This is a genomic window from Gordonia sp. NPDC058843 (genome assembly GCF_042743165.1).
GTDB lineage: Bacteria > Actinomycetota > Actinomycetes > Mycobacteriales > Mycobacteriaceae > Gordonia.
Window position 1 is genome coordinate 94,251 of sequence record NZ_JBHYNC010000011.1, and the last position, 23,628, is coordinate 117,878.

The window sequence follows — 23,628 nt, forward strand, 5'->3', positions numbered from 1 at the left end:
CACCCCGCTCGACACGACGAGGGCCGACCGAGTTGATCCGGTCGGCCCTCGTCGTCGCGTCGACGGCGTGCCGTCGGCCGTGCTCGGCTCAGGCCCCGATGCGATGACGTCGCGCCTGGCGCCGTGACGTCGCGAGGGCCACAGCGGTGACCGCGATGCCCGCCACCGCGAGCAACACCCCGACCACCGACGGGGCGAGATAGCCGTAGCCTGCGCCGACCACCACGCCACCGAGCAGCGCTCCGGCCGCGTTGGCGATGTTGAGCGCCGAGTGATTCAACGCTGCCGCCAGAGTCTGCGCGTCAGCAGCCACATCCATCAGCCTGGTCTGCAGCGCGGGCAGCATCGCCGTACCGGTGAGCGCCACCATGTACGTGAGGAACAATGCCGCCCAAGCATTCTGGGCGAGTACCGCGAAGGCGCCGAGTGCGATGGCGCTGGCGGTGAGACCGCCGAGGATCGCCACCGACACACTGCGGTCGGCGACGTAGCCGCCGACGAAGTTGCCGGTCACCATCCCCAGCCCGTACAACATGAGCGCGAACGGCACCACCGACACCGACAACCCGGTGTCGGTGGTCAGCGCGGAGTTGAGATAGGTGTAGAACGCGAACATCCCGCCGAAACCGACGGTTCCGATGACGAGGGTGAACCAGACCTGAGATCGCTTGAGTGCACCGAGTTCGGTGAGCGGGTCGGTGGTCTTCATCCCGGTGAGCGCGGGCAGTGCCCGCATCAGCGCGACGACGGTGGCGACCCCGATCACGACCACGATCGCGAACGCCGACCGCCAGCCGAACGTCTCACCGAGCCAGGCTGCTGCCGGCACACCGAACACGTTCGCGACAGACAGACCGAGCATCACCTGACCCACCGCCTTGGCTCGATTGCGGGGACCGGCGAGGTGGGCGGCGACCAGCGCCGCGACGCCGAAGTAGGCGCCGTGCGGCAGGCCGGCCACGAATCGTGCGACCAGCAACAACCCGTAATCCGGCGCGAGGACCGTAGCGAGGTTGCCCACCGTGAACGCCACCATCAACCCGATCAGCAGCGTGCGTCGGGACATTCTCGCGGTGAGCGCCGCGATCAGCGGAGCACCCACCACCACTCCCATCGCGTATGCCGAGATGACGTGTCCGGCAGTAGGTTCGGAGACCCCGAGCGATCCGGCGATATTGGGCAGCAGCCCCATCGCGACGAATTCGGTGGTTCCGATACCGAACCCACCCAGCGCGAGAGCGAGGATCGTCCACCGACGTACCCGTCGGGACACGCCGGCCGATTCGGTTCCTCCGGGCCGGTCGTCCTCCGGGGCGGTGGAGCGATCGGTCAGTGCGGGGTCGGCCGGGGCATCGGTGGTCGTCGAGAGAGCATCAGGCACGGTTGATGCCAACCTGCGCCCGCGGGTGCTGATTCCCCACGCGGTGGTGAGTTCATTCACAGGCCCCGAAGCCGCGACTCCACCGCGCGAGGGCCGCCCGCGAGATCAGTCTTCTGCCTCGGACTCTCCGCCGCCGTCATCGCCGGACTCGCCGCCGGATTCGTCGCCGTCCGAGGCCGTGTCGGACGACTGCGAGCCCTCACCGTCACTTCCTGGTCCGGTATCCGTCTCGGTCGATTCCACGTCCTCCTCGGACGGATCGGTGGCAGCGGGGAGCTCGTCGACGGTGGGCGTCGTCGGGTTGGGAGTCTCCTCGGGTGCGGTCGCTGCGGCAGAACCGCCGGGCGCACCGGACACCTCGTCTGTCGGGTCGGCCACCGGAGACGGGCCGGCTGCAGCCGGGTCGGCGTCCGGCGCGGTGGAGGGCTCCGGTGCGGTCGAGGGCTCAGACGCGACGTCGGACGCGGCCACCGGTTCGGTGGGGACCGGTTCGGTGCGCACCGACTCGACGGTCTCGTCGGTCGTAGCCGCCAGTCGCGCGAAGGTGGACGATCGCAGGCCCGACGTGTCCGCCGCGAGAACCGTGACCGTGCCGCCCTGGGGTGCGACCGGTCCGACGATCGCGCCCGCCCAATACCGGACGAAGTTCACCGGTAGGAGGACGATGCTGCGGAGGCTCGCAGCCAGCGCTCTCGCGCCGTCGACGAACCGCGCCGGCGACAGCGTCAGGATGCCCTGCAGGATGTCCTCGAAGACGAACAGGTCAGGCAGGTACGCGCCGTAACCGAGTCGCGGCAGCGGTGGCAGCAGATCCTGCACGACCCGGATCACCGGCTGCAGGTTCGCGAGTTCGATGCCGTACGGCAGATCGATTGTCGGACGACCGGACAGGAAGTCCCCGATCACGCCGCTGTAGCCGACATCGCGCGCCCAACCCCGGACGAGTTCGGCGAACGCGGAATCCGCGGCGACCGTGCAGACGGCCGACTCCGGATCACATCGGACAGTCCGCCCGTCGTTCCAGGAAGGCGCCTGTGGGTCCCGGTACATCTGGAAGGGATACAGGTTGTGCTTCGTGAAGTAGCCGAGAAGTCCGTCGATCGCGCCGATCGGGTCGTGGATCGGGTCCGGCAGGTCACAGATGGGATCGCCGTCGATACAGACGGACACCACCCTGCCCTCGAGCAGTCCGAATCCGCCTGCGGTCTCGGATCCGCCTCGCGGCCCCGACATCGTCAGACCGGGAAGGACGCCGACCAACGACAGTTCGATGCCGCGCCCGCTCTTGTCGCCGGCTCGACGAGGATCGGCGTACAGCTCGCCCGAGATGCCACCCGTCACGATGTCGACGAGAACCGGGTTTCCCTGCTCGTCGAGCATGACCTCGCCGTTCTCGTCGGTCGCGACGACCTGCTCGACGTTGCGACCGTTGCCGATGTCGGCCAGTACGTCGCCGGCCACGCGGGCACCCTGCGAGTAACCGGCGACCACGATGTCGGACTCGGGGCCACACCGCTGCTGATAGCCGGCGATCGCCGACGCCGTCGCACCCTTGCCCCGGGCGGTGCTGTCGTCGTATCCCGAGGCGCCGAGTGGCCACAGCGTGGTCGGGTAGTCGACGTAGATCACGTCCTTGGGCTCCGTGCGGTAGGGGCTATCGGGGTCGTCGACGATCACCACGGCCCCGTCCCTCACCGTCGGCATCTTGCCGGTGTAGCGCTGCTTCACGCCGACGAGATGGGCGCTTTCCGGGTCATTGGTGCCGGCCACGATGACGACCGCGCCCGTGTCGCTGCACTCGGCGGCGGCTGCCGGGGCCACACCTGACAGGCAGAGAGCTCCCGCTACCGCGAACGCGGTGACGGCGGCGATCGTGAGCGAGGTTCGTCGGGTCCGGAGATGAGCCAGTGCGGCCATGTGCGCTCCTGTGCGAACCCGGACCACCTGAGCGGAGCATTCCGACGCAGCCGGGGCTGCTCCGAACGCTAGATCCACGATCGCGAAACCGACAGGACACTGAGGGTCGCTAACAACCCTGAGCAGGCGTTATACCCTTGGCCACACGCGATTTCACCCGGTCGGAGGACACCTCCAAGCACGCGCTCGGTGTGCTTCTCAAGTGTTGGGCGCTGCCTGACCGGGACGGTTCTCAGGCACTCACATCCGTGTTATATCCTTGTCGCCAGGTCATGAGTATCAGCGTCAAGCCCCGGCTGGCTGATCGGCAACCCTCCTTCCGCGGTGGGGTGCTCCGGGTGATGACCGGGTTGCGGGATCGCACTGGCGATCCCCGGCAAGCGCGGGTCCGAAGGTCGGACCCCAACAGGGTCGAGTTGGCCCTGCCGACCGTAGAAAGTGATCAATCGCCATGTCTGACGCCCCTGACGGCAATCCCGCCGACGCCACCACTCCAGCAGACAACTGGAGCTTCGAGACCAAGCAGATCCACGCCGGACAGACCGCCGACGCGGTGACCAACGCCCGGGCGCTGCCGATCTACCAGACGACGTCGTATGTCTTCAACGACACGCAGCATGCGGCCAACCTCTTCGGACTCGCCGAACCGGGCAACATCTACACCCGCATCATGAATCCGACGCAGGATGCCGTCGAGCAGCGGATCGCCGCACTCGAAGGCGGCGTCGCCGCACTGCTCGTCGCCTCGGGACAGGCCGCGGAGACGTACGCGATCCTCAACATCGTCGAGACCGGCGGTCATGTGGTCTCCAGCCCGCGTCTGTACGGCGGCACGTTCAACCTCTTCCACTACACGCTGCCGAAGCTCGGCGTCGAGGTGAGCTTCGTCGAGGATCCGGAGGATCCGGCGTCGTGGCAGGCTGCGGTCAAGGACAACACCCGCGCCTTCTTCGGCGAGTCGATCTCCAATCCCAACAACGAGATCCTCGACATCCGCGGCATCTCGGAGGTCGCACACCGCAACGGCATCCCGCTGATCATCGACAACACCGTCGCCACGCCGTACCTGATCAATCCGCTGGCCCACGGAGCCGACATCGTCGTGCACTCGGCCACCAAGTACATCGGCGGACACGGCACCGCGATCGGCGGCGTCATCGTCGACGGCGGCACGTTCGACTGGCGTGTCCAGCGCGACGGCGCAGATCTGTTCCCCGGCTTCACCACCCCGGACCCCAGTTACCACGGCGCCGTCTTCGCCGACCTCGGGGCGCCCGCGTTCGCGCTCAAGGCCCGCGTCCAGTGGCTGCGTGACACCGGTGCGGCCATCGCGCCGTTCAACGCCTTCCTCTTGGCCCAGGGCCTGGAAACCCTGAGCCTGCGCATCGAGCGCCATGTCGCCAACGCGCAGAAGGTCGCGTCCTTCCTCGAAGGCCATGCCCAGGTCGAGTCGGTGGCCTACGCGGGTCTGGAGTCCTCCCCCTGGTACAAGCGCGGCCAAGAACTGGCCCCCAAGGGTCAGGGCGCGATCATCGCCTTCGAGATCACCGGTGGCGTGGACGCCGGCAAGAGGTTCGTCGACGCGCTCAGCCTGCACAGCCATGTGGCCAACATCGGCGACGTGCGGTCGCTGGTCATCCACCCGGCCTCGACCACCCACAGTCAGCTGACGCCCGAGGAGCAACTCGCCGCCGGAGTGACCCCCGGGCTGGTGCGTCTGGCCGTGGGCATCGAGGGAATCGACGACATCCTGGCCGATCTCGAACAGGGATTCGCGGCGGCCAAGTGAAACAGGTGAGGCAGCTTTGTCGGTGAGTATCGACCTGAACGCGACAGCGTCTGATCAGCCCGACTGGGAGTCCCTCCCGGACGGGGAACTCGTCGGCATACCCATCGGATCGCTGCCTCTCGACAGCGGAGCACGGATCGACGACGTCACCCTGGCGTTCCAGCGCTGGGGGACGTTGTCGCCGTCCCGCGACAACGTCATCCTCACCTTGCACGCGCTGACCGGCGACTCACACGTCACCGGACCCGCCGACGCCGACCACGACTCGGCCGGCTGGTGGGACGGCCTGATCGGGCCCGGGCAAGCCATCGACACCGACGAATGGTGTGTCATCTCCGCCAATGTGCTCGGCGGGTGCAAAGGCTCCACAGGTCCGGGTTCCATCGCCCCCGACGGCCGTCCGTGGGGCTCACGCTTTCCGCAGATCACCGTGCTCGACCAGGTCCGTGCCGAGGTGGCACTGCTTGATCGTCTCGGAATCCCCAGTGTGGGTGCGGTTCTCGGTGGCTCGATGGGCGGAGCCCGCGCTCTCGAGTGGGTCATCGAATACCCCGACCGCGTGCGCAGCGCACTCGTCCTCGCCGTCGGCGCCCGGGCGACAGCGGATCAGATCGGCATCCAGTCCGCACAGATCGCCGCGATCAAGTCCGACCCGGACTGGTCCGGCGGCGACTATCACGGCACCGGCCGAACCCCGTTGCAGGGCATGGGAATCGCGCGTCGCATCGCCCATCTCATGTACCGCAGCGAGCCCGAACTCGACACCCGCTTCGCCAATCACGCCCAGGGCGACGAGAATCCCCTGACGGGCGGACGCTACGCGGTGCAGAGCTACCTCGACCATCAGGCGTCGAAGCTGATGACCCGTTTCGACCCGGCGAGCTATGTCGTCCTCACCGAGGTTCTCAATCACCACGACGTCGGTCGCGGTCGTGGCGGAGTCGCCAAGGCGCTCAACGGATGCAATGTACCGGTGATCGTCGGGGGGATCGACTCGGATCGTCTCTACCCGATCCGCCTACAGGTCGAGCTGGCCGACGAACTGGGCAACTGCGTCGGCGGTCTCCAGGTCGTCCATTCCGACACCGGTCACGACGGGTTCCTGACCGAGTTCGACGCCATCAGCGACTTGCTCAAGCGTACGGTCGAACTCGCGCGGCGCGACGCCTGACTGCTGGTCCGTCACACCCCACCGCCTACCGGACTCGCCGGCGGCGCTCGTCAGCGCGGCGCCGGGACCGACGGAACCGGACTGCTGGGCTGCGGTGACGACGCCGGTGGCACCGACTCCCCCGCCCGGTCGACAGGTTTACCCGACTCGGGCACTGCGGGCACCTGTGTCGTCCCCTGGGCACGCGTACTGCTCGGCCGCGCCGAGCCACCGCGCGCGGACTCCGGGGTCGTCGTCGAATACGTCGGCGGCGGTGGCGTGGGCGCCACGCTCGGTGGGCGCAACCCCGGGGGCAGCAGGTCCGGCGGGATGGTCGGCGTCGAACCGGGCGGGAACGGCAGGTCCGGCCACGGGAACGGCGAGAGCGTGCGCGTGCTGGTACTCGTCGAGGGTCGCGTCGGCTGCAACTCCGTGGTCGCCCACGCCGGCGGATCGTTCCACCCGGTCTCGGGCATCGGCCGCTGCGTCGGAACCGGGGGCACGACAGTCGGCTCCACGGGGCCGGCCGGGATTCGGGTGATCGGTTGGGAGGTGGGCCTCGGGGTGACCGGCGGCTCCTCGTCGCTGGTCGCCACGGCCGGGGGCACGCTGCTCACCGCCGGCTGCGGATCGACAGCCGGGCGATCGGCGAACGACGAACTCACCGCGTAGATCGTCATCAGTGTGGCGGCGATGACGGCGCCGGCGACGGCGATGGGCGTCGCGGAGAGCCATTCGCGATGCGGTTTACCACCGATGAACGCGAGACGTGCTGCGCCCGAATAGCTCTGGAGTGCCAACAAGGCCGCCCCGGTGGCCACGACCAACTCCGGCGCTGCCGGAGTCACCATTTCCAGACCATGTTCCTTCGCGATGGCGTGCACCGCAGGCAGGTTGGCGAGCCCGCCGATGAACACCACTGCGTCGGGACGTACTCCGCGCGACTGCGCGGCCGCGACGTACCGGGCGAACACCTCTCGCGCATCGCGGATCATGGGTTCGATCGCCTGCTCGACATGCGCGGCGGACAGTGTCACGCGACCGGCGTTCGCCGAGACCGTGACCACGGACTCGGCGGAGGTCGCACCGCCGTAGGCGATCTCCTCCTTCGCGGTCCGGCAGGCGCTGCGCAGTTCACTACGGTCGGCTCGGGTGCGTGTGGAGTCGCTGAGCGCGGGGTTGTCGGTGATCAGCCGGTCGACGATCGAGCGGTCGAGACGACGCCCGCTCAGGACGGTCGAGTGTTCGGGATTGCCGATTCGGCCCTCGCGGGGATCGAGGGTGTAGAGCGACATGCCGGTGTCGCCGCAGTCCACGACGACAGCCGAGGAGAAACGGTCGATCTCTCCGGTGTCGGCGAGGTAGGCGAGCACCGCCTCGTCCTCGCCGGTCAGGCGGACCTGACGCCGCGGGCCACTACCTCTCGAACGCAATTGCCTGCGCTGGCTGCCCGTGCGCGCGGCGACCCCGATGGGCCCCACCCTCGTGCCGGTTTCGCGAGCGGCGGTCAGCATCACGTCGACGCCGGCGTTGACCCGGCCTGCCGAATCCAGACCGTCTGTGGAGTCGACGTCGATGACGCGCGAGTCGACCACACTGCGACCGAGATCGTCACGCGTCAGGAGGACGTAGTGGATCATGCCAGCACCTGCTGACACGCCCATGGACGTCACTTCACTCACGGTGTCGTCGGTTGGTGATGCGGTGATACAAACTCCAGCGGTCGATGCGTCTGCGGCGGGCAGCGGAAAAGTGCCTGGTCGAGCGGACGACTGGCCGTCAGGTCACGCTCAGGTCTCTATTGTAATCAATCCGTGCCCAAAGAGTCGATCGACGCCGCCAGCCACAGCATCACGCCGCCGACTGTCGCCATCACCGTCACATCGAACGATTTGCCCCTGACCTGCAGCAGGCCCGCTTGCGACGACGGGATGAAGGCGCGGAGCACAGCACCCACCAGCAGCGCGGCGCCGAAGACGAACGATCCGCGTCGCCACCGGTCGAACATCACGAGCAGTGCGGCGGCCAAGACGCCCAGCATCACCAGCAGATATGGGAGCTGAACGAGCACCGCGCGCAGACGAGTGCCGTCAGCGGGACCGTGCGCCGCGCTCCCGGAGCGGGTGCTGCCGGCATCGCGCGACTCGGAGTGAGCGGACTCACTCTGGTGCTCGTCTCGGGTCACGCGCCGCTGCCGCTCCCGGATGCGAGCATCTGCTCCGCACGTTCGACGACGTTGACGAGCAGGAACGCACGGGTCAGCGGTCCGACGCCACCGGGATTCGGTGAGACGTGGCCGGCGACCTCCCAGACATCGGGATGCACGTCGCCGACCAGGCGACCCTCGTCGGTGCGGCTGACACCCACGTCGATCACCGCGGCACCAGGCTTGACCATGTCCGCGGTGATGAGATGCGGTACGCCGGCCGCCGCGATCACGATGTCGGCACGCTCGATCTCGGAGGCGAGATCGGTGGTGCCGGTATGGCACAGGGTGACCGTGGCATTCTCACTGCGGCGGGTCAGGAGCAGGCCGATGGGCCGGCCGATGGTGACCCCGCGGCCGACGACGGTGACCCGGGCACCGGCCAGCGGAACGTCGTAGCGGCGCAGCAGGTGGATGACCCCGCGCGGCGTACAGGGCAGAGTCGACTCCTTGCCCAGTACCAGGCGCCCGAGGTTGATCGGGTGGAGCCCGTCGGCATCCTTGAGCGGGTCGATCCGTTCGAGGGCGGCGTTCTCGTCGAGGTGCCGGGGCAGCGGCAACTGCACGATGTAACCGGTGCAGGCCGGGTCGGCGTTGAGCTCGTCGATCGCCGCCTCGAGCTGCTCGGTGGTGGCGTCGGCAGGCAGATCCTTGCGGATCGACGCGACGCCGATGCGGGCGCAGTCGGCGTGCTTGCCCTTGACATAGGAGTGCGAGCCCGGATCATCGCCGACCAGAACGGTCCCGAGACCAGGGGTGACACCCGCCAGCCGGAGCTTCTCCACCCGCTCGGCCAGATCAGCGAAGATCTCGTCGCGCGTGGTCTTGCCATCGAGTCGTATCGCGGTCACGCCCGACATTCTTCCACTCGTCCCCGCGGTTTCCGCCATCGACGGACGGACTCGTCGTTCCCCGCTGCCCGCGAACGCCGATTCCCGGCGTTCACGCACCACTAGTGTCGGTGTGGTGACCGTGGAGCCGATCGACGTCGACCTCGCCCGCGCGGCGATCGCTCCCCATCTTCGTCGCACACCGACACTGCGCACGGTCATCGACACCGTCGACGGCCCGGTCCCGGTGGTCCTCAAACTCGAGTACACCCAACTCGGCGGGTGCTTCAAGCCGCGCGGCAGTCTGTGGGCGACCCTGCATGCACGCGATCGAGGAGAGCTGACCGAGGCCGGGGTCCTCGTCGCCTCCGGAGGCAACGCCGCGATCGGCGCGACGGTCGCGGCTCGGATCGTCGGCGTGCCGGTCACCGTGGTGATCCCCGAGACGGCACCACCGGTCAAGATCGACGCCCTGCGCGCCGCGGGTGCACGGGTCCATCTCATCGGACGGCTCTACTCGGAAGCGGCCGACGCGGCCGAGGAGTTGGCGCACCAGACTGGTGCTCTCGCGCTCCACGCCTACGATCTCCCCGACGTCGTCGCCGGCGCCGGCACGATCGGCCTCGAGCTCATCGACGACGTACCCGGACCGCTGACGACAGTCGTCTGCGTCGGCGGTGGCGGACTGCTGGCCGGCCTCGCCGCGACGCTGCGCCCGGGCGACCGCCTCGTCGGCGTCGAACCACTCGGTGCGTCCTGTCTGCATCAGGCACTCGCGGCGGGGACTCCCGTACCCGTCGAGCTCGAGAGCGTGGCCGCCGACTCCCTCGGCGCGACCAGTGTCGGGAACCTGTGCTGGTCCGCGGTCGCCGGAAACCCGGCCGTCGGCAGCGTCCTGGTGACCGACGACCAGATCGTCGCGGCACGGCGGATGCTCTGGGACTCCCACCGCATCCTCGTCGAACACGGCACCGCCACCGCGGTCGCCGGTGTCGTCTCGGGACGAATTCGGCCGCAAGCCGATTCGACGCTGTGCATCGTGCTGTGCGGGGCCAACACCGCGCTGGCGGCGTGAGGAGCGCGGTCGAGTGGGATCCGCGTCGGGGCGCACGACTACGCTGACACCATCATGTTCCGAATCATGTTCTACCAGCCGTGTATCCCGCCGAACACGGGCAACGCGATCCGGCTGGCCGCCAACACGGGGTGCGAACTCCATCTGATCGAGCCGCTGGGATTCTCGATGTCCGACGCGCAGGTCAAACGCGCGGGACTCGACTACCACGAGATGGCCAACGTCACCGTGCACCCCAACCTGGTCACCGCCTGGACGACGCTGAAGCCGGAGCGGGTCTTCGCGTTCACCGCCCACGCCGAGCGCTATCACACCGACGTCGACTACCAGCCCGGTGACGTACTGCTGTTCGGCCCGGAACCGACCGGACTACCGGCCGAGGTCCTCGACGAACCCGAGGTGACCGACCGGGTGCGCATCCCCATGCTCGCCGGCCGTCGCTCCCACAACCTCGCCAATGCCGCGAGCATCGTCGTCTACGAGGCCTGGCGGCAGCACGGTTTCGCCGGCGCGGTATAGGTGGCTGCGCTCGGTGCCGGCTCAAGCAGCAGAAACTGGGCTCCTCGCTCTGCGCTCGGTGCCGACTCAACCAACAAGAACTGATCAGCCGACGCGGTAGCGCTTGGTGCGGGCCGTGGCGCCGCCGATGAGCGCGATCTTGCTCTTCGGGACACCGAGATGGGCGGCGAGGAGTTCGGAGACGGCCTTGTTCGCCCGGCCCTCGGTGGCGGGCTCACGGACGTAGACGGTGATCGCGCCGTCGGGACCCGTCTCGACCAACGGACCCTTGCTGCTCTTCGGTTTGACGGTCACCACGACCTGTTGCGGCATCGACTCTTTCCTCGATTCGTCTCGAACACCCGGCACACTCCCCCGTGGCGGACTACTGCCAGTCCCTGGACCTGCTGCCCACCCGAAGATCCATGCGCTGCAGACGATCTGCGACGACGGTCACAGCGCCTTCGGCGTTCTGCACGCGTCCGCGGACCAGCAGTGCGGGTGCCGTCTGTGCGAGTACACGGTACCGCGCCCACAGACCGACCGAACACACCACGTTGACCATCCCGGTCTCGTCCTCGAGGTTGATGAAGGTCACCCCGGATGCGGTGGCGGGTCGTTGGCGGTGGGTCACCGCGCCCCCGATCAGTACTCGCGAACCGTCGGGCACCGACAGCAGGCGGTCGGCGGCCAGAACACCCATCGCGTCCAGCCGAGGACGCAGGAACTGTGTCGGATACGACGTGGGCGTGATCCCCGTGGCCCAGGCATCGGTGGCCGCGAGCTCGACGTCGGAGAGACCGGGAAGTGTGGGGGTCGCCTGCGCCGACTCCAGGGCCAGCTGATCGTCGCGCACCGTCGCGGCCGCCCCCGCCTCCCACAGGGCCTGGCGCCGGCTGAGACCGAACCCGTCGAAAGCACCGGCGCCGGCCAGCCCCTCGAGTTCCTTGGCCGTCAGCCGGGCGCGGCGGGAGAGATCGGTGATGTCGAGGTACGGGCCGTCGGCCCGGCGCTCGACGATGCGCAGCGCCGCCTCCTCCCCGACCCCGCGCACCCCGTCGAGACCCAGCCGGACATCGAGACCCTCGTTCTCCAGGGTGGCGTGCGCGAGCGAGGCGTTGATGTCGGGACGATGGACCGCGACACCGTGCCGCCGGGCGTCGGCGACCAGGGTCTGCGGTGAGTAGAAACCCATCGGCTGAGCCCGCAGCAACGCGGCGCAGAACGCCGCCGGATGATGCAGCTTGAACCATGACGAGTAGAACACCAGTGACGCGAAGCTCTGCGAATGACTCTCAGGGAAGCCGAAATTGGCGAACGCGGCCATCTTCTCGAAGATGCGGTCGGCGACATCCCCGGTGATGCCGTGCAGGTTCTCCATGCCCTCGTAGAAACGCTGACGTAGGCGTTGCATCTTCTCCGGCGACCGTTTGGACCCCATCGCCCGGCGCAGCTGGTCGGCCTCGGAGGCGTCGAACCCGGCCACGTCGACGGCCAGCTGCATCAGCTGCTCCTGGAACAGCGGCACACCCAGAGTGCGTTCGAGCGCTTTGCTCATCGACGGATGCTCGACCGTCACGTCTTCCTCCCCGTTGCGCCGCTTGATGAACGGATGCACCGAGCCGCCCTGGATGGGGCCGGGGCGGATCAGTGCCACCTCGACGACGAGGTCGTAGAAGCAGCGCGGCTTCAGCCGCGGCAGCGTGGCCATCTGGGCGCGCGACTCCACCTGGAACACACCGACCGAGTCTGCGCGACAGAGCATCTCGTACACGGCCGGTTCACCGAGGTCGAGGGTGGCGAGGTCGACGTCGATCCCCTTGTGTTCGGCGACCAGATCGATCGCATAGTGCAACGCGGAGAGCATGCCGAGACCCAGCATGTCGAACTTGACCAGCCCGATGGCGGCACAGTCGTCCTTGTCCCACTGCAGTACGCTGCGGTTCTCCATCCGCGCCCACTCCGTGGGGCAGACATCGGCTATCGGACGGTCGCAGATCACCATTCCGCCGGAATGGATACCCAGATGCCTTGGCATACCGAGGATCTCACCGGCCAGCTCGGTGACGTCGGCGGGGGCGGTGTCGGGCATCTTGGCCCATGCATCCTGCTGGCCCGGCGCGTACCCGAGCGCCCGGGCCATGTCCCGGATCGCCGACTTCCCGCGGTAGGTGATGACGTTGGCGACCTGCGCGCTGCGGTCCCGGGTGTAGCGGCGGTAGACGTACTGGATGGCCTCTTCGCGACGATCGGATTCGATGTCGATGTCGATGTCGGGCGGCCCGTCGCGCTCGGGGGCCAGGAACCGTTCGAAGAGCAGCGTGTTGGCGACCGGGTCGACATTGGTGATGCCGAGGGCGTAGCAGACAGCCGAGTTGGCCGCACTCCCCCGGCCCTGGCACAGGATGTCGTTGGCCTTGCAGTAGTCGACGATGTCGGCGACCACCAGGAAGTAGCCGGGGAACGTGAGTGCCTCGATGATGGCGAGTTCGTGCTCGATCTGCCGGTAGGCCTGCGGATGTTCGGCCGGGGTTCCGTAGCGACGGCGCGCCCGGGTCATGGTGAGTTCGCGCAGCCAGCTCGCCTCGGTGTACCCGTCGGGGACGTCGAACGGCGGCAACTGCGGCGCGATGAGACCCAGATGGAATGCGCAGTCCGCGGCGATGCCCACCGCGTTGTCGATGGCATCGGGATGCGCGGGCAACAACCGGGCCATCTCGTCACCGCTGCGCAGGTGCGCCCCGGCGACTCCGGGCATCCACCCGGAGATGGTGTCGATGTCGGTGCGAGCCCGAACGGCGGCCATGGCCATCGCCAGGCGTCGGCGCCGGGGTGCGGCGAAGTGGGCGCCGGTGGTGGCCACGGTCGGCACGCCCGCACCGGCAGCGAGGCCGGCCAGCACCGCGTTGCGTTCGTCGTCGTCGGCCATGCCCTGCGCGGTCAGCTCGACGACGACGTTGTCGTGGCCGTAGGTCTCGATCAGTTCCCGCAGCGCCTGCTCGGCAGCCGGGACGCCGCCGCGATCGAGGGCGCGACGGAGGGCGCCCTTCCGGCAGCCGGTGAGGATGAGCCAGTGCCCGTCGCCGGCACCGGCAAGGACGTCGCGGTCGTAGCGGAGCAACCCCTTCTCCCCCGCGACCATGTGCGCGTCGGCGATGGTCCGGGACAGGCGCCGGTAGCCCTCTCCGTTTCGGGCGAGGACCAGCAGATGCTCTCCCGGCGGATCGTTCTGGCCCGTCCGCGCGACATCGGGCTCCAGTGACAGCTCGGCGCCGAAGACGGTCGGCATCCCGAACTCGCGGGCCGCCTCGGCGAAGCGCACGATGCCGTAGAACCCGTCGTGATCGGTGACGGCCAGCGCGCGGAGACCGAGTCGTTGCGCCTCCTCGACCAGCTCTTCCGGCATCGACGCACCATCGAGGAAGCTGTACGAACTGTGCGCGTGGAGTTCGGCGTAGGGCACCGCCGAGGAGCCACGGGAGATGTCCTCGGCCTGGTAGGCACCGCGCTTGCGTGACCAGGCCGGACTGTCGCCACCGTCACCGGGGAACGGTGCCCATTCGCTGAGATCGGGGCCGAATTCGGTGCCGGGCCGGTCGGCACTGCCGGGCGCCCGACCCGCGAGCACCCGCTCCATCTCCGACCACGTCGGTGGTCCTTGATCCCAGCCCACATCGCAAGCTTATCGAACATCAGTTCGATGCGACAGCGGGAGTGGCTCCCGCGGTCGATTCAGCTGTTGGCCCGGCCACGCTCGACGATGCCGGACCGACGACCGGCCACCCGAGCGGGGTCGAAACCCGCCATCCACTCGACCGACGTGTCGTTCTCCGCGTCGAGCGCCGGCCCGACGAGATGCTGTTCGGCACGCCGATACGAGTCGAGCATGGTCCGGACCGCGAGTTGGTCACTTCCGGCGATGGACACCGCGAGGTCCATCGCCGCGCCCATCAGCCGATCGTGGGTCACCACCTCGGTCACCAGACCGACCCGAAGCGCCGTCTCTGCATCGACGAACTCCCCGGACAAGCTCATGCGGCGCGCGAAACCTCGGCCGACCGCCTCCGGCAACCGGGACGTCAGACCCCAGCCCGGCAATACCCCGACCCGCGAATGGGTGTCGACGAAGCGAGCCCGTTCGGACGCGATCAGCACATCGCATGCGAGGGCGATCTCCAGGCCACCAGTGGCAGCGACGCCGTTGACCGCGCCGATGATCGGCTTCGGGATCGGGCGCCAGGGATGCCCGACAGGTACGTCCGCATGATCGAGCAGTCGAGCGCTCTCGGTCGACGAGCCCAACTCGACCAGATCCAGACCGGCACAGAATGCCGAGCCCGCGCCGGTGAGGATGACCACGTCGACGTCATCGGCGCGCCCTGCGTTCTCCAACTCGGAACGGAGAGCGTCGATCAGGCCGGAACTGAGCGCATTCCGGACCTCCGGGCGGTTGAGAACCAACGTCCGCACCCTTCCGGATTGCTCGACCAGCAGCGGCGGTTGTCCTGGCGTGGCCGTTCGATCACTGCTCATGCGATGCCTTTCGGTTCGTCGACTGCCGCCGGTTCATTCAGGGTCCGGACGGGGGCACCGTGACGGGTGACGCCGGATCAACCCGCCGATTGTGGGCGCTCGGCGAGCCCGAGACGCAGGTGCTCGCTGTGGTAGACGGCCTCGTCGAGCAACTGGGCCACATGACTGTCGTACAGGCTGTAACTGATCGACCTGCCGGACCGGGTGCCGGTGACGAGCCCGAGATTGCGGAGCAACCGGAGCTGATGGGAGACCGCGGACTGCTCCATACCGACAGCGTCGGCGAGGTCGGTGACCGAACGCGAACCAGAGCGCAACTCGGTGAGGATGAGCAATCGACTCGGCGTCGCCAGCGCCTGCAGCGTGGTGGCGACGTGCGCGGCCGATTCCGGGTCGAGCCGCGCAGCCGGCCGCATCCCCTCGTCGATGCCGTGTCCCATGGTGCGAGATGCTACCGGCTCATTCCACATGAATACCTCTTCATATGAACTGTTACTGTCTCAGTACGACCGGCGACAGGGAGACACGATGGGCACGGCGGAGGCGACCGAGACGACGGAAAACGCGGCACGTGACGCCACGCCGAGCCGGGGAGCCGAACGCGGAACCGCCACTCCGCCGTCGATCTTCCGGACCGGGCTGCGGCTGCCCGAGGTGCGCTGGGCAGGCACGGCGCTGGCACTGTTCCTCGCGGGATGGCTGTTCCAACTCTGCGGAGCGCCCGAATGGTCCTGGTGGACCGCATATCTCGCGTGCTACCTGGCCGGCGGATGGGAACCGACGCGGTCCGGCCTGCAGGAACTGCGGCACCGACGACTCGACGTCGATCTGCTGATGATCGTCGCCGCCATCGCCGCCGCGTCGATCGGGCAGGTCTTCGACGGTGCGTTGCTGATCGTGATCTTCGCGACCTCGGGCGCGCTGGAGGTCGTCGTCACGCAGCGCACTGCGGACTCGGTGACCGCACTGCTCGGGCTCGCCCCCGAACGGGCCACCCGCTACACCGCCGAGGGTTCGACCATCGAGGTCGACTGTCGCGATCTCGAGGTGGGACATCGCATCCTCGTCCGCCCCGGGGAACGCGTCGGCGCCGACGGAGTGGTGCTCCGGGGCCGGAGCGAGGTCGACCAGCAGGCAGTGACCGGCGAGTCGATCCCCGTCATACGCGAGGCCGGCGACGACGTGCTGTCCGGCACCGTCAACGGCACCGGCGCACTGGTCGTCGAAGTCACCCGGCCGGCGTCGGAGTCGGTGATCGCCCGTATCGCGACGCTCGTCGCCGAGGCCTCCGAGACGAAGGCTCCGACACAGCTCTTCCTGGAGAAGGTCGAACAGTCGTACTCCGTCATCGTCGTGGCCGCCACGATCCTCGTGCTGGGTGTCCCGATGCTGTTGTTCGACAACACCTTCGACGAAGCACTTCTGCGTGCCATCGTGTTCATGATCGTGGCCTCCCCCTGCGCCGTCGTCCTGTCGACGATGCCACCACTGCTGGCTTCGATCGCAAATGCTGGCCGCCACGGCGTACTCGTCAAGTCCGCCGCGGTGATGGAGTCGGTCGGCCGCACGTCGGTCGTCGCCTTCGACAAGACCGGCACCCTCACCGAGGGGCGCCCGCAGGTCGTCGGCGTGACGCCGCTCGGCGGCCGCGAGCCGTCGGAGGTGCTGGTGCTCGCCGCCGCCGTCGAGCACCCAAGCGAACATCCCCTCGGTCGCGCGATCGTGGCGTCCGCGATCGACCGCGGACTGGACGTCCGGACGGTCGAGGACTTCCGGGCACTCCCGGGCCGCGGCGTGACCGGCGTCGTCGACGGTCACCGGGTCACCGTCGAGCGCACCACCGGCGCCTCGACCGGGACCGTGGTCGGCGTACTCGTCGACGGCGTGCAGATCGGCAGGATCGACCTCGTCGACCGACTCCGGGACGACGCCGCCGAGGCGGTGCGCCTCATCGGCGACGTCACGTCGGGCCCGGTCCTGCTGCTGACCGGCGACCGGCCGACGGTCGCGGCCGATGTCGCCGGTCGGACCGGCATCGGCGAGGTGTACGCGGACCTGCTGCCCGAGGACAAGGTCCGGATCGTGCGCGAGGCCGGCGGGCACGTGCTGGTGGTCGGTGACGGCATCAACGACGCGCCGGCGCTCATGGCAGCCGGGACCGGCGTCGCGATGGGGCGCCGCGGCGCGGACCTCGCAGTGCAGACAGCCGACGCGATCATCGTGCGCGACGATCTCACCGCGGTCGCCGCGCTGATCCGGATGTCGCGCCTTGCACGCCGTTACGTCGTCGCGAACCTGTGTATCGCGGCCACGGTGATCATCACCCTGGTGACCTGGGATCTCATCGGAACCCTGCCCCTGCCCCTGGCCGTCGCCGGCCACGAGGGTTCCACCGTGCTCGTCGCACTCAATGGCGCGCGTCTGCTCCGAAGGTCGGCCTGGTCTGGCTCAAGGGGTGCACAGTCGACGGATTCTGGCGCACAGTCGACGGATTCGGACGCACAGTCGACGGATTCTGGTGCACAGTCGACGGATTCGGGCGCCGAGCTTCGCTGAACGCCCACATCGCGAGCCCCAGACCCAGCACGATCCCGTGCGCGATCCGGACCGGACCGGGCGCGAAGAACTGCGGGAGGAACAACAGCAGCCCGATCGCGGTCAGCCGGACACCCCACCGTTGCGGCGACGCGGACCGGCCGTCGTCCCGCACGAGCCGAACCGCCACCCAGCCCAGCAGGATCCATCCGGCGAGGAAGGTCACGAGCGGGATCGGCGACATCCGGAATGCGTCGGCGACCGTCATCGCGGCGGGATCGCCGCCCGAGGTGACCCACTGGCCGATCGCGTTGAGCGCGAACGTCTCCGCTCCGTAATACGGGAGCAGCAGGCAGGTCGCGAGCCAGGCGAGCAGCTCGGTCGACTGCCGGTGCGGATCGTTGGCACCCCGGCGGAGCGCGACGGCCAGTGCGACGAATCCGACCATCGCCGCCACGTGTGCGGCCATCCAGCCCGGGGAGCCGAGATGCCGGGCACCGGCGAGTCCGGTCTCGGGACCGAAGCCCCGCAGGAGCGGGTAGAGAACGAACGATAACGACGCGAGTCCGAGCAGTGCGGGGCGAAGAGCGGGGTGCATGAGCTGATCCGTTCCGATTCGTGAGCAGTGCTCTCACTATTAGAGAGCAGTGCTCACGAATGGTCAAGACCGAGTTCCCACACGCCTGGAACCGTTGCCTTCGTCGCAAGTTAGTGTCACTCTGAGTACCAGACACATCCGCGGCCCGCGGGGCGCGGACATCCAGCGGGCCATCGGCCCGCCCATCGATGGGATCTCTCACATGACGAGCTACTTCATCACCGGGGGCAGCGGGTTCATCGGACGACGCATTCTCGACCGCCTCCTGACCGTCTCTCCCGACGCCTCGATCCACGCCTTGGTACGCGAGTCGTCGCGGGCGGCGTTCGTCGCCATGCTCGACGACCTCGGCGCAGGCGACCGGGTGACACCGGTGGTCGGCGACCTCACCGCCCCAGGACTCGGCATCGCACCGGACGCGGTACCGGCAATCGATCACGTCATCCATCTCGCCGCGATCTACGACATGGCCGCCGACGCGGAGTCGCAGCGCGTCGCCAACGTCGTCGGCACCTCCCGCGCCGCCGACTTCGCGATCGCGCACGACGCGCTGTTCCACCATGTCTCGTCGATCGCCGTCGCCGGCGACCACCGCGGCCGCTTCACCGAGATGGACTTCGAAGTCGGGCAGGGCTTTCCGACCCCCTACCATCGCACCAAGTTCGAGGCCGAACGCGTCGTGCGCGAACGTGAGGGACTCCGCTGGCGCGTCTACCGGCCGTCGGTCGTGGTCGGCGACTCACGCACCGGCGAGATGGACAAGATCGACGGTCCCTACTACTTCTTCGGCCACCTCGCGATGCTCGGCAGACTGCCTTCGATGGTGCGATTGCCGATGCCTGATCTGGGCACGCTCAACATCGTGCCCGTCGATTACGTGGCCGACGCGATGGTCGCGCTCATCGGTGTCAACCCCACGCGTAGCGGACTGGTGTTCCACCTGAGCGACCCGAAGTCGCTCACCACCACCGAGCTGTACAACGCACTGGCACCGGCATTCAACGCCCCGAGGGGGTTCGACGCCATCCCGCGGACCGCGGTGGAACCCCTTGTTGCGTTGTCCGGCATGGGGATAGCGCGCGTCGGACGCAACCTCGTCGCCGCCCAGCAGGGCATCCCCGGGGCCCTGCTCGACGCCGTGACGCTACCTGTCGACTTCCGCGCCGACACCAGCGTCGCAGTCCTGGGCGACCTGGGCATCACCGTCCCCGACTTCGCCGAATACGCTCCGCGCCTGTGGACCTACTGGGCACGACACCTCGACCGGTCGCGCAACCGTCGCACCGATCCGCGCGGGCCTCTCGTCGGCAAGAACATCCTCATCACCGGAGGGTCGAGCGGGATCGGCAAGGCCACTGCCCGGATGTGTGTCGCCCGCGGGGCCAACGTCCTCATCGTCGCCCGCAATGTCGATGAACTCGATTCGGCGACCGAAGAACTGAACTCGACGACGAGCAAGAAGGGCATCCCGCCCGGCCAGGTGACCTCCTACCAGTGCGACATCACCGACGAGGAATCGGTCAACGCACTCGTCAAGACCGTCCTGGCCGCACACGGTCACGTGGATGTACTGGTCAACAACGCGGGCCGGTCGATCCGGCGGGCCACCCTCAATTCGGTGGACCGATCGCACGACTACCACCGGGTGATGGCGGTGAACTACTTCGGCGCGGTGAACCTCGTCCTCGGATTGCTGCCGCACATGGTCGCCCGGCAGGCGGGCCACGTGGTGAACGTGACGTCGGTCGCGGTGCAGTCGCGTGGATCGCGGTTCGGTGCATACGCCGCGTCGAAGGCCGCCCTGGAAGCCTTCAGCGACGTGACCGGCACCGAGACCGTCTCCGACCATGTCACCTTTTCCAATGTCCGCCTACCCCTGGTGAAGACGCGGATGATCGCGCCCACCGAGGCCTACGACAACCAGCCCGGGACCTGGAACGTCGACCGCGCCGCGGCGCGCGTCCTGCACGCCATCGTCGACCGGCCCAAACGCGTCGACTCGCTCGTGGGGCTCGTCGCCGAGCTCGGGCACCGGGTCACTCCCGGACTGACCACCCGCATCCTGCATCAGGAGTACCTCATGTTCGGCGAATCGGCAGCAGCGCTGGGGCGTTCGGACCGTGGCGCCGACGGGCGGGACGCGTGATCGACACCCCGTACCTCGAGGTCGACGTCGACCGCATGACGCGCAACCTCGCGTCGCTCGCCGAGCGTGCACGATCGACCGGCGTCGAGTTGCGTCCACACGCCAAGACCCACAAGTGCGCCGAGATCGCCCGCATGCAAGTCGATCTCGGCGCAGTGGGACTGGCGGTGGCGACCATCGGCGAGGCCGAGGCCTTCGCCGACGTCGCGGAGATCACCTCGTGCACCGACATCTTCATCGCCTACCCCATCTGGCCGACCCCGGCGAAGGCCGCCCGGTTGCGCGCCCTCGCCACCCGGGTGTCACTGCGGGTGGGTGTCGACTCCGTCGAAGGTGCACGGCATCTCGGGGCCCTGCTCGGCGAGACCGGGATCGAGGCTCTCGTCGAGGTCGACTCCGGGCAGCACCGCACGGGGACCGCGCCCGAGGGTGCCGGTGAGGTCGCGGCAGCGGGTGTGGCAGCCGGGCTCGACGTCGTCGGCGTGTTCACCTTCCCCGGCCACGGCTACGGCGTCGGGGACACCCGCCGGCGCGCCGCCGAACAGGAGGTGGCGGCGCTTCGCACGGCGGCGCAGAGTCTCCGAGCGCACGGGATGGATCCGCGGATACGCAGCGGCGGGTCCACGCCCACCGTCGAATTCGTCGACGACCCGTCGTATGCGGGTGTGCTCACCGAGATCCGGCCGGGCGTGTACCCCCTCAACGACGCCCAGCAGGTCGAGATCGGCGCCTGCGGTTTCGACGCCGTCGCGCTCACCGCGGTCACGACCGTGGTGCGCAGCGACGCCGGACGGATCGTCGTCGACGCCGGAAGCAAGATCCTCGGTGCCGACCGAGCCGCCTGGGCCACCGGCCACGGGCGGCTCCTCGATCACCCCGACGCCCGCGTGGTCCAGCTGTCCGAACATCATGCCGTGGTGGAGTTCCCGGCCGACTCGACGTCTGTTCCCCGGCTGGGCGATGTGATCCGGGTGGTACCGAACCACGTCTGCACTGCGGTCAACCTCGTCGACGAACTGGTGGCGATCGACGGCTCGGACAGCAGGTGGCCGGTCATCGCGCGGGGACGCAACACCTGAACCGGTTGCTCGGCCTGCGACACTGGACGCATGGCCCGCCCCGGTGATCGCGTCGACCGCACGGCTCCACGGGCGCGGTCGGACATGGTGCGCGCGGCGTCCCGATGGCGGGAACTCTCCGGACCACAGCGGTACCGGCTCTACACCAGGTGCACCCTGCAGGCGGTCGTCGTCGCCATCTCGGTCGCCTTGAGCGTCTCCGCCCGCACCGAATGGGCGGTCGCCGGAGTTCTTCTCGCCGGGGCGGCCGCCGTCGTCGCACTCGAGGCACAGCCCGACTTCGCCGTCGGGCCGACCGCCCGGTGGCGTCGAAGCCTGCTCGTCGGTGCCGTGTTGACGTTGACAGCGGTCTGGGCGACCGCGGTGGTCATCTCACACGTCGCCGCCGAGCGCATCGACGTCGAGGCGGCACGCACCCTCGGTATGTACGTCGCCTTCCTCGTGGCCCTGTCGGTACTGCCGTTCCGCCGGCAGCGCTGGTGGTTGCTGGCCGCACTGAGTGTCGGATCGGGTGCGCTGCTGTCGGGTTCGGCGTCGGGGGCCGTCCGGCTCGCTCTCTACGTCTTCGTCATCGGCGTGGTCATGGTCGGCACCACGCTGGCCACCCAGTGGGGTCTGCACGTGATCGACGACCTCGAACGCGCCAAGGCTGTCGAGGCCAGACTCCGCGTCGCGGAGGAGAGACTGCGCTTCTCCCGTGACCTGCACGACGTCGTCGGACGCGGGTTCTCCGCGATCGCCGTCAAGAGCGAACTGGCCGGCTCCCTGCTGCGCGCCGCCGCGGAGTCCCCCACCGCGGATCGCGAGACCGTGACCGCCCGGGCAGCGACCGAGATCGACGAGATCAGATCACTTGCCGTTCAGTCGATGGAACAGATGCGTGCGCTGGTCCGCGGCTACCGCGACATCGACCTGGCGGGTGAGGTCGCGGGCGCCCGATCGCTGCTGTCGGCGGCCGGCTGCCGACTCGTGGTCGAGGGTGACCCGGCCGAGATCCCCGATCGCTACCGCGAAGTGGCCGCGTGGGTGGTGCGAGAGGGTACGACCAACATCGTCAAGCACTCGGCCGCATCGTCGGCGCGCTTGACGCTGCATCCTACCGGCATGTCCTTACGCAATGACGGTGTCGAGGTGGATGACTCGCGCACACCCTCACCGCAGTCAGGCCTACGTGGCCTCGCCGAGCGACTCGAGCCCGTGGGCGCGACTCTCGACACCAGCGCGCACGACGATGAGTTCATTCTGATGATCCGTTGGGAGAACGCATGATCCCGGTACTGATGGCCGACGACGAGACTCTCGTGCGCACGGCGATGGCGACGATGCTCGACCTCGAGTCGGACATCGAGGTGATCGCCCACGTCGAGTCGGGCGAGCAACTCCTCGACCTGTGGCGTGCCCGCGTCGATGCCGGCGAGCCCGTGGCGGTCGCCGTTCTGGATCTCCAGATGACCGGCATGGACGGCATCGACACCGCCGTCGAACTCCTCGCCCTCACCCCTGATGCCGGTGTTCTCGTCGTCACCAGTCACGGCCGGCCCGGTTACCTCAAACGCGCACTGGCCGCGGGCGTCCGGGGCTTCCTGCCGAAGACCACCCCCGCCACCACACTGGCGCAGGTGATCTCGACGGTCCACACCGGTGGCCGGTACATCGATCCCGAACTCGCCACCGAGGCGATCAGCACCGGCGACTCGGTGCTGACCGCTCGCGAGGCGGACGTCCTCGAGTTCGCCCTCGACGGAGCGTCGGTGGAGGAGATCGCCGGTCGCGCGCACCTCTCGTCGGGGACGACACGCAACTACCTGTCGTCGGCGATGTCCAAACTCGACGCGTCGAACCGCTATGAGGCCGCCCGCAAGGCTCGCGAACTCGGCTGGATCTGACCCTC

General features: G+C 68.6%; 18 protein-coding genes and 1 riboswitch. Of the genes, 9 read left to right on the forward strand and 9 right to left on the reverse strand.

Going from position 1 to position 23,628, the window contains the following annotated elements; translation table 11 throughout:
• Positions 1–88 precede the first annotated feature (88 nt).
• Positions 89–1,381, reverse strand: coding sequence for an MFS transporter (locus tag ACFW3F_RS10510; protein ID WP_388056975.1), 1,293 nt, complete (start codon positions 1,379–1,381; stop codon positions 89–91).
• Positions 1,382–1,486: 105 nt separating this feature from the next.
• Entirely contained in the window at positions 1,487–3,298 is a 1,812-nt protein-coding gene (locus ACFW3F_RS10515) for a cutinase family protein (protein ID WP_388056977.1), read from the reverse strand.
• 268 nt (positions 3,299–3,566) lie between these two features.
• A riboswitch (SAM riboswitch) is annotated at positions 3,567–3,687 on the forward strand.
• 62 nt (positions 3,688–3,749) lie between these two features.
• On the opposite strand from ACFW3F_RS10515, the gene ACFW3F_RS10520 reads away from it, so the two are divergent.
• Together ACFW3F_RS10520 and ACFW3F_RS10525 are read left to right on the forward strand one after the other, a co-directional pair.
• Positions 3,750–5,087: a bifunctional o-acetylhomoserine/o-acetylserine sulfhydrylase gene (locus ACFW3F_RS10520; protein ID WP_388056979.1), complete on the forward strand. Its 1,338-nt coding sequence runs from the start codon at positions 3,750–3,752 to the stop codon at positions 5,085–5,087.
• Positions 5,088–5,103: 16 nt separating this feature from the next.
• Positions 5,104–6,258 carry a homoserine O-acetyltransferase gene (locus tag ACFW3F_RS10525; RefSeq protein ID WP_388056981.1) on the forward strand — a complete coding sequence of 385 codons (1,155 nt, stop codon included), beginning with the start codon at positions 5,104–5,106 and terminating at the stop codon, positions 6,256–6,258.
• A gap of 50 nt (positions 6,259–6,308) precedes the next feature.
• Here the strand turns inward: ACFW3F_RS10525 and ACFW3F_RS10530 are convergent, their stop codons facing one another.
• The 3 genes from ACFW3F_RS10530 to ACFW3F_RS10540 form a co-directional block, all read right to left on the reverse strand.
• Positions 6,309–7,877, reverse strand: a complete 1,569-nt coding sequence (locus ACFW3F_RS10530) for an Hsp70 family protein (protein WP_388056983.1) — start codon at positions 7,875–7,877, stop codon at positions 6,309–6,311.
• Positions 7,878–8,044: 167 nt separating this feature from the next.
• Positions 8,045–8,317: a DUF3017 domain-containing protein gene (locus ACFW3F_RS10535; protein WP_167383356.1), complete on the reverse strand. Its 273-nt coding sequence runs from the start codon at positions 8,315–8,317 to the stop codon at positions 8,045–8,047.
• A 101-nt stretch (positions 8,318–8,418) separates the two neighbouring features.
• On the reverse strand, positions 8,419–9,294 hold the full coding sequence (locus ACFW3F_RS10540; RefSeq protein WP_388056985.1) for a bifunctional methylenetetrahydrofolate dehydrogenase/methenyltetrahydrofolate cyclohydrolase: 876 nt from the start codon (positions 9,292–9,294) through the stop codon (positions 8,419–8,421).
• A 112-nt stretch (positions 9,295–9,406) separates the two neighbouring features.
• Between ACFW3F_RS10540 and ACFW3F_RS10545 the strand changes: the two genes are divergently transcribed.
• Positions 9,407–10,348 (forward strand): serine/threonine dehydratase, encoded by a 942-nt coding sequence (locus ACFW3F_RS10545; RefSeq protein ID WP_388056987.1) that lies wholly within the window; start codon positions 9,407–9,409, stop codon positions 10,346–10,348.
• A 54-nt stretch (positions 10,349–10,402) separates the two neighbouring features.
• Entirely contained in the window at positions 10,403–10,867 is a 465-nt protein-coding gene (locus tag ACFW3F_RS10550) for a tRNA (cytidine(34)-2'-O)-methyltransferase (RefSeq protein ID WP_058250672.1), read from the forward strand.
• 84 nt (positions 10,868–10,951) lie between these two features.
• Here ACFW3F_RS10550 and ACFW3F_RS10555 read toward each other — a convergent pair whose 3' ends face one another.
• The 4 genes from ACFW3F_RS10555 to ACFW3F_RS10570 form a co-directional block, all read right to left on the reverse strand.
• Positions 10,952–11,179 (reverse strand): DUF167 domain-containing protein, encoded by a 228-nt coding sequence (locus ACFW3F_RS10555; RefSeq protein WP_004021704.1) that lies wholly within the window; start codon positions 11,177–11,179, stop codon positions 10,952–10,954.
• A gap of 52 nt (positions 11,180–11,231) precedes the next feature.
• The gene (locus ACFW3F_RS10560) at positions 11,232–14,519 is read right to left on the reverse strand and encodes an error-prone DNA polymerase (RefSeq protein WP_388056989.1); all 3,288 of its coding nucleotides are present in this window, start codon (positions 14,517–14,519) and stop codon (positions 11,232–11,234) included.
• Between the two features lie 59 nt (positions 14,520–14,578).
• The gene (locus ACFW3F_RS10565) at positions 14,579–15,379 is read right to left on the reverse strand and encodes an enoyl-CoA hydratase (RefSeq protein WP_388056991.1); all 801 of its coding nucleotides are present in this window, start codon (positions 15,377–15,379) and stop codon (positions 14,579–14,581) included.
• A gap of 77 nt (positions 15,380–15,456) precedes the next feature.
• Positions 15,457–15,819 (reverse strand): ArsR/SmtB family transcription factor, encoded by a 363-nt coding sequence (locus tag ACFW3F_RS10570; protein ID WP_388056993.1) that lies wholly within the window; start codon positions 15,817–15,819, stop codon positions 15,457–15,459.
• Between the two features lie 88 nt (positions 15,820–15,907).
• On the opposite strand from ACFW3F_RS10570, the gene ACFW3F_RS10575 reads away from it, so the two are divergent.
• From ACFW3F_RS10575 to ACFW3F_RS10595, 5 genes are all read left to right on the forward strand, one after another.
• Positions 15,908–17,935 (forward strand): heavy metal translocating P-type ATPase, encoded by a 2,028-nt coding sequence (locus tag ACFW3F_RS10575; RefSeq protein WP_388056995.1) that lies wholly within the window; start codon positions 15,908–15,910, stop codon positions 17,933–17,935.
• A 779-nt stretch (positions 17,936–18,714) separates the two neighbouring features.
• Complete coding sequence (locus ACFW3F_RS10580) at positions 18,715–20,658, forward strand: SDR family oxidoreductase (protein ID WP_388056996.1); 1,944 nt, start codon at positions 18,715–18,717, stop codon at positions 20,656–20,658.
• Positions 20,655–21,737 (forward strand): alanine racemase, encoded by a 1,083-nt coding sequence (locus tag ACFW3F_RS10585; protein ID WP_388056998.1) that lies wholly within the window; start codon positions 20,655–20,657, stop codon positions 21,735–21,737. Before ACFW3F_RS10580 ends, ACFW3F_RS10585 begins: the two co-directional genes overlap by 4 nt.
• Positions 21,738–21,767: 30 nt before the next feature.
• The gene (locus ACFW3F_RS10590; protein ID WP_388057000.1) at positions 21,768–23,006 is read left to right on the forward strand and encodes a histidine kinase; all 1,239 of its coding nucleotides are present in this window, start codon (positions 21,768–21,770) and stop codon (positions 23,004–23,006) included.
• A complete protein-coding gene (locus ACFW3F_RS10595) occupies positions 23,003–23,623 on the forward strand; it encodes a DNA-binding response regulator (protein WP_388057002.1) in 621 nt (206 codons plus the stop codon). Before ACFW3F_RS10590 ends, ACFW3F_RS10595 begins: the two co-directional genes overlap by 4 nt.
• The last annotated feature ends 5 nt before the right edge of the window (positions 23,624–23,628 follow it).

Bases quoted from the DNA above. Each gene is read 5' to 3' on its own strand.
- ACFW3F_RS10530 (WP_388056983.1), bottom strand. From the start codon at position 7,877: ATGATCCACTACGTCCTCCTGACGCGTGACGATCTCGGTCGCAGTGTG.
- ACFW3F_RS10575 (WP_388056995.1), top strand. From the start codon at position 15,908: ATGGGCACGGCGGAGGCGACCGAGACGACGGAAAACGCGGCACGTGAC.
- ACFW3F_RS10590 (WP_388057000.1), top strand. From the start codon at position 21,768: ATGGCCCGCCCCGGTGATCGCGTCGACCGCACGGCTCCACGGGCGCGG.
- ACFW3F_RS10570 (WP_388056993.1), bottom strand. From the start codon at position 15,819: ATGGGACACGGCATCGACGAGGGGATGCGGCCGGCTGCGCGGCTCGAC.
- ACFW3F_RS10580 (WP_388056996.1), top strand. From the start codon at position 18,715: ATGACGAGCTACTTCATCACCGGGGGCAGCGGGTTCATCGGACGACGC.
- ACFW3F_RS10555 (WP_004021704.1), bottom strand. From the start codon at position 11,179: ATGCCGCAACAGGTCGTGGTGACCGTCAAACCGAAGAGCAGCAAGGGT.
- ACFW3F_RS10565 (WP_388056991.1), bottom strand. From the start codon at position 15,379: ATGAGCAGTGATCGAACGGCCACGCCAGGACAACCGCCGCTGCTGGTC.
- ACFW3F_RS10515 (WP_388056977.1), bottom strand. From the start codon at position 3,298: ATGGCCGCACTGGCTCATCTCCGGACCCGACGAACCTCGCTCACGATC.
- ACFW3F_RS10550 (WP_058250672.1), top strand. From the start codon at position 10,403: ATGTTCCGAATCATGTTCTACCAGCCGTGTATCCCGCCGAACACGGGC.
- ACFW3F_RS10595 (WP_388057002.1), top strand. From the start codon at position 23,003: ATGATCCCGGTACTGATGGCCGACGACGAGACTCTCGTGCGCACGGCG.
- ACFW3F_RS10520 (WP_388056979.1), top strand. From the start codon at position 3,750: ATGTCTGACGCCCCTGACGGCAATCCCGCCGACGCCACCACTCCAGCA.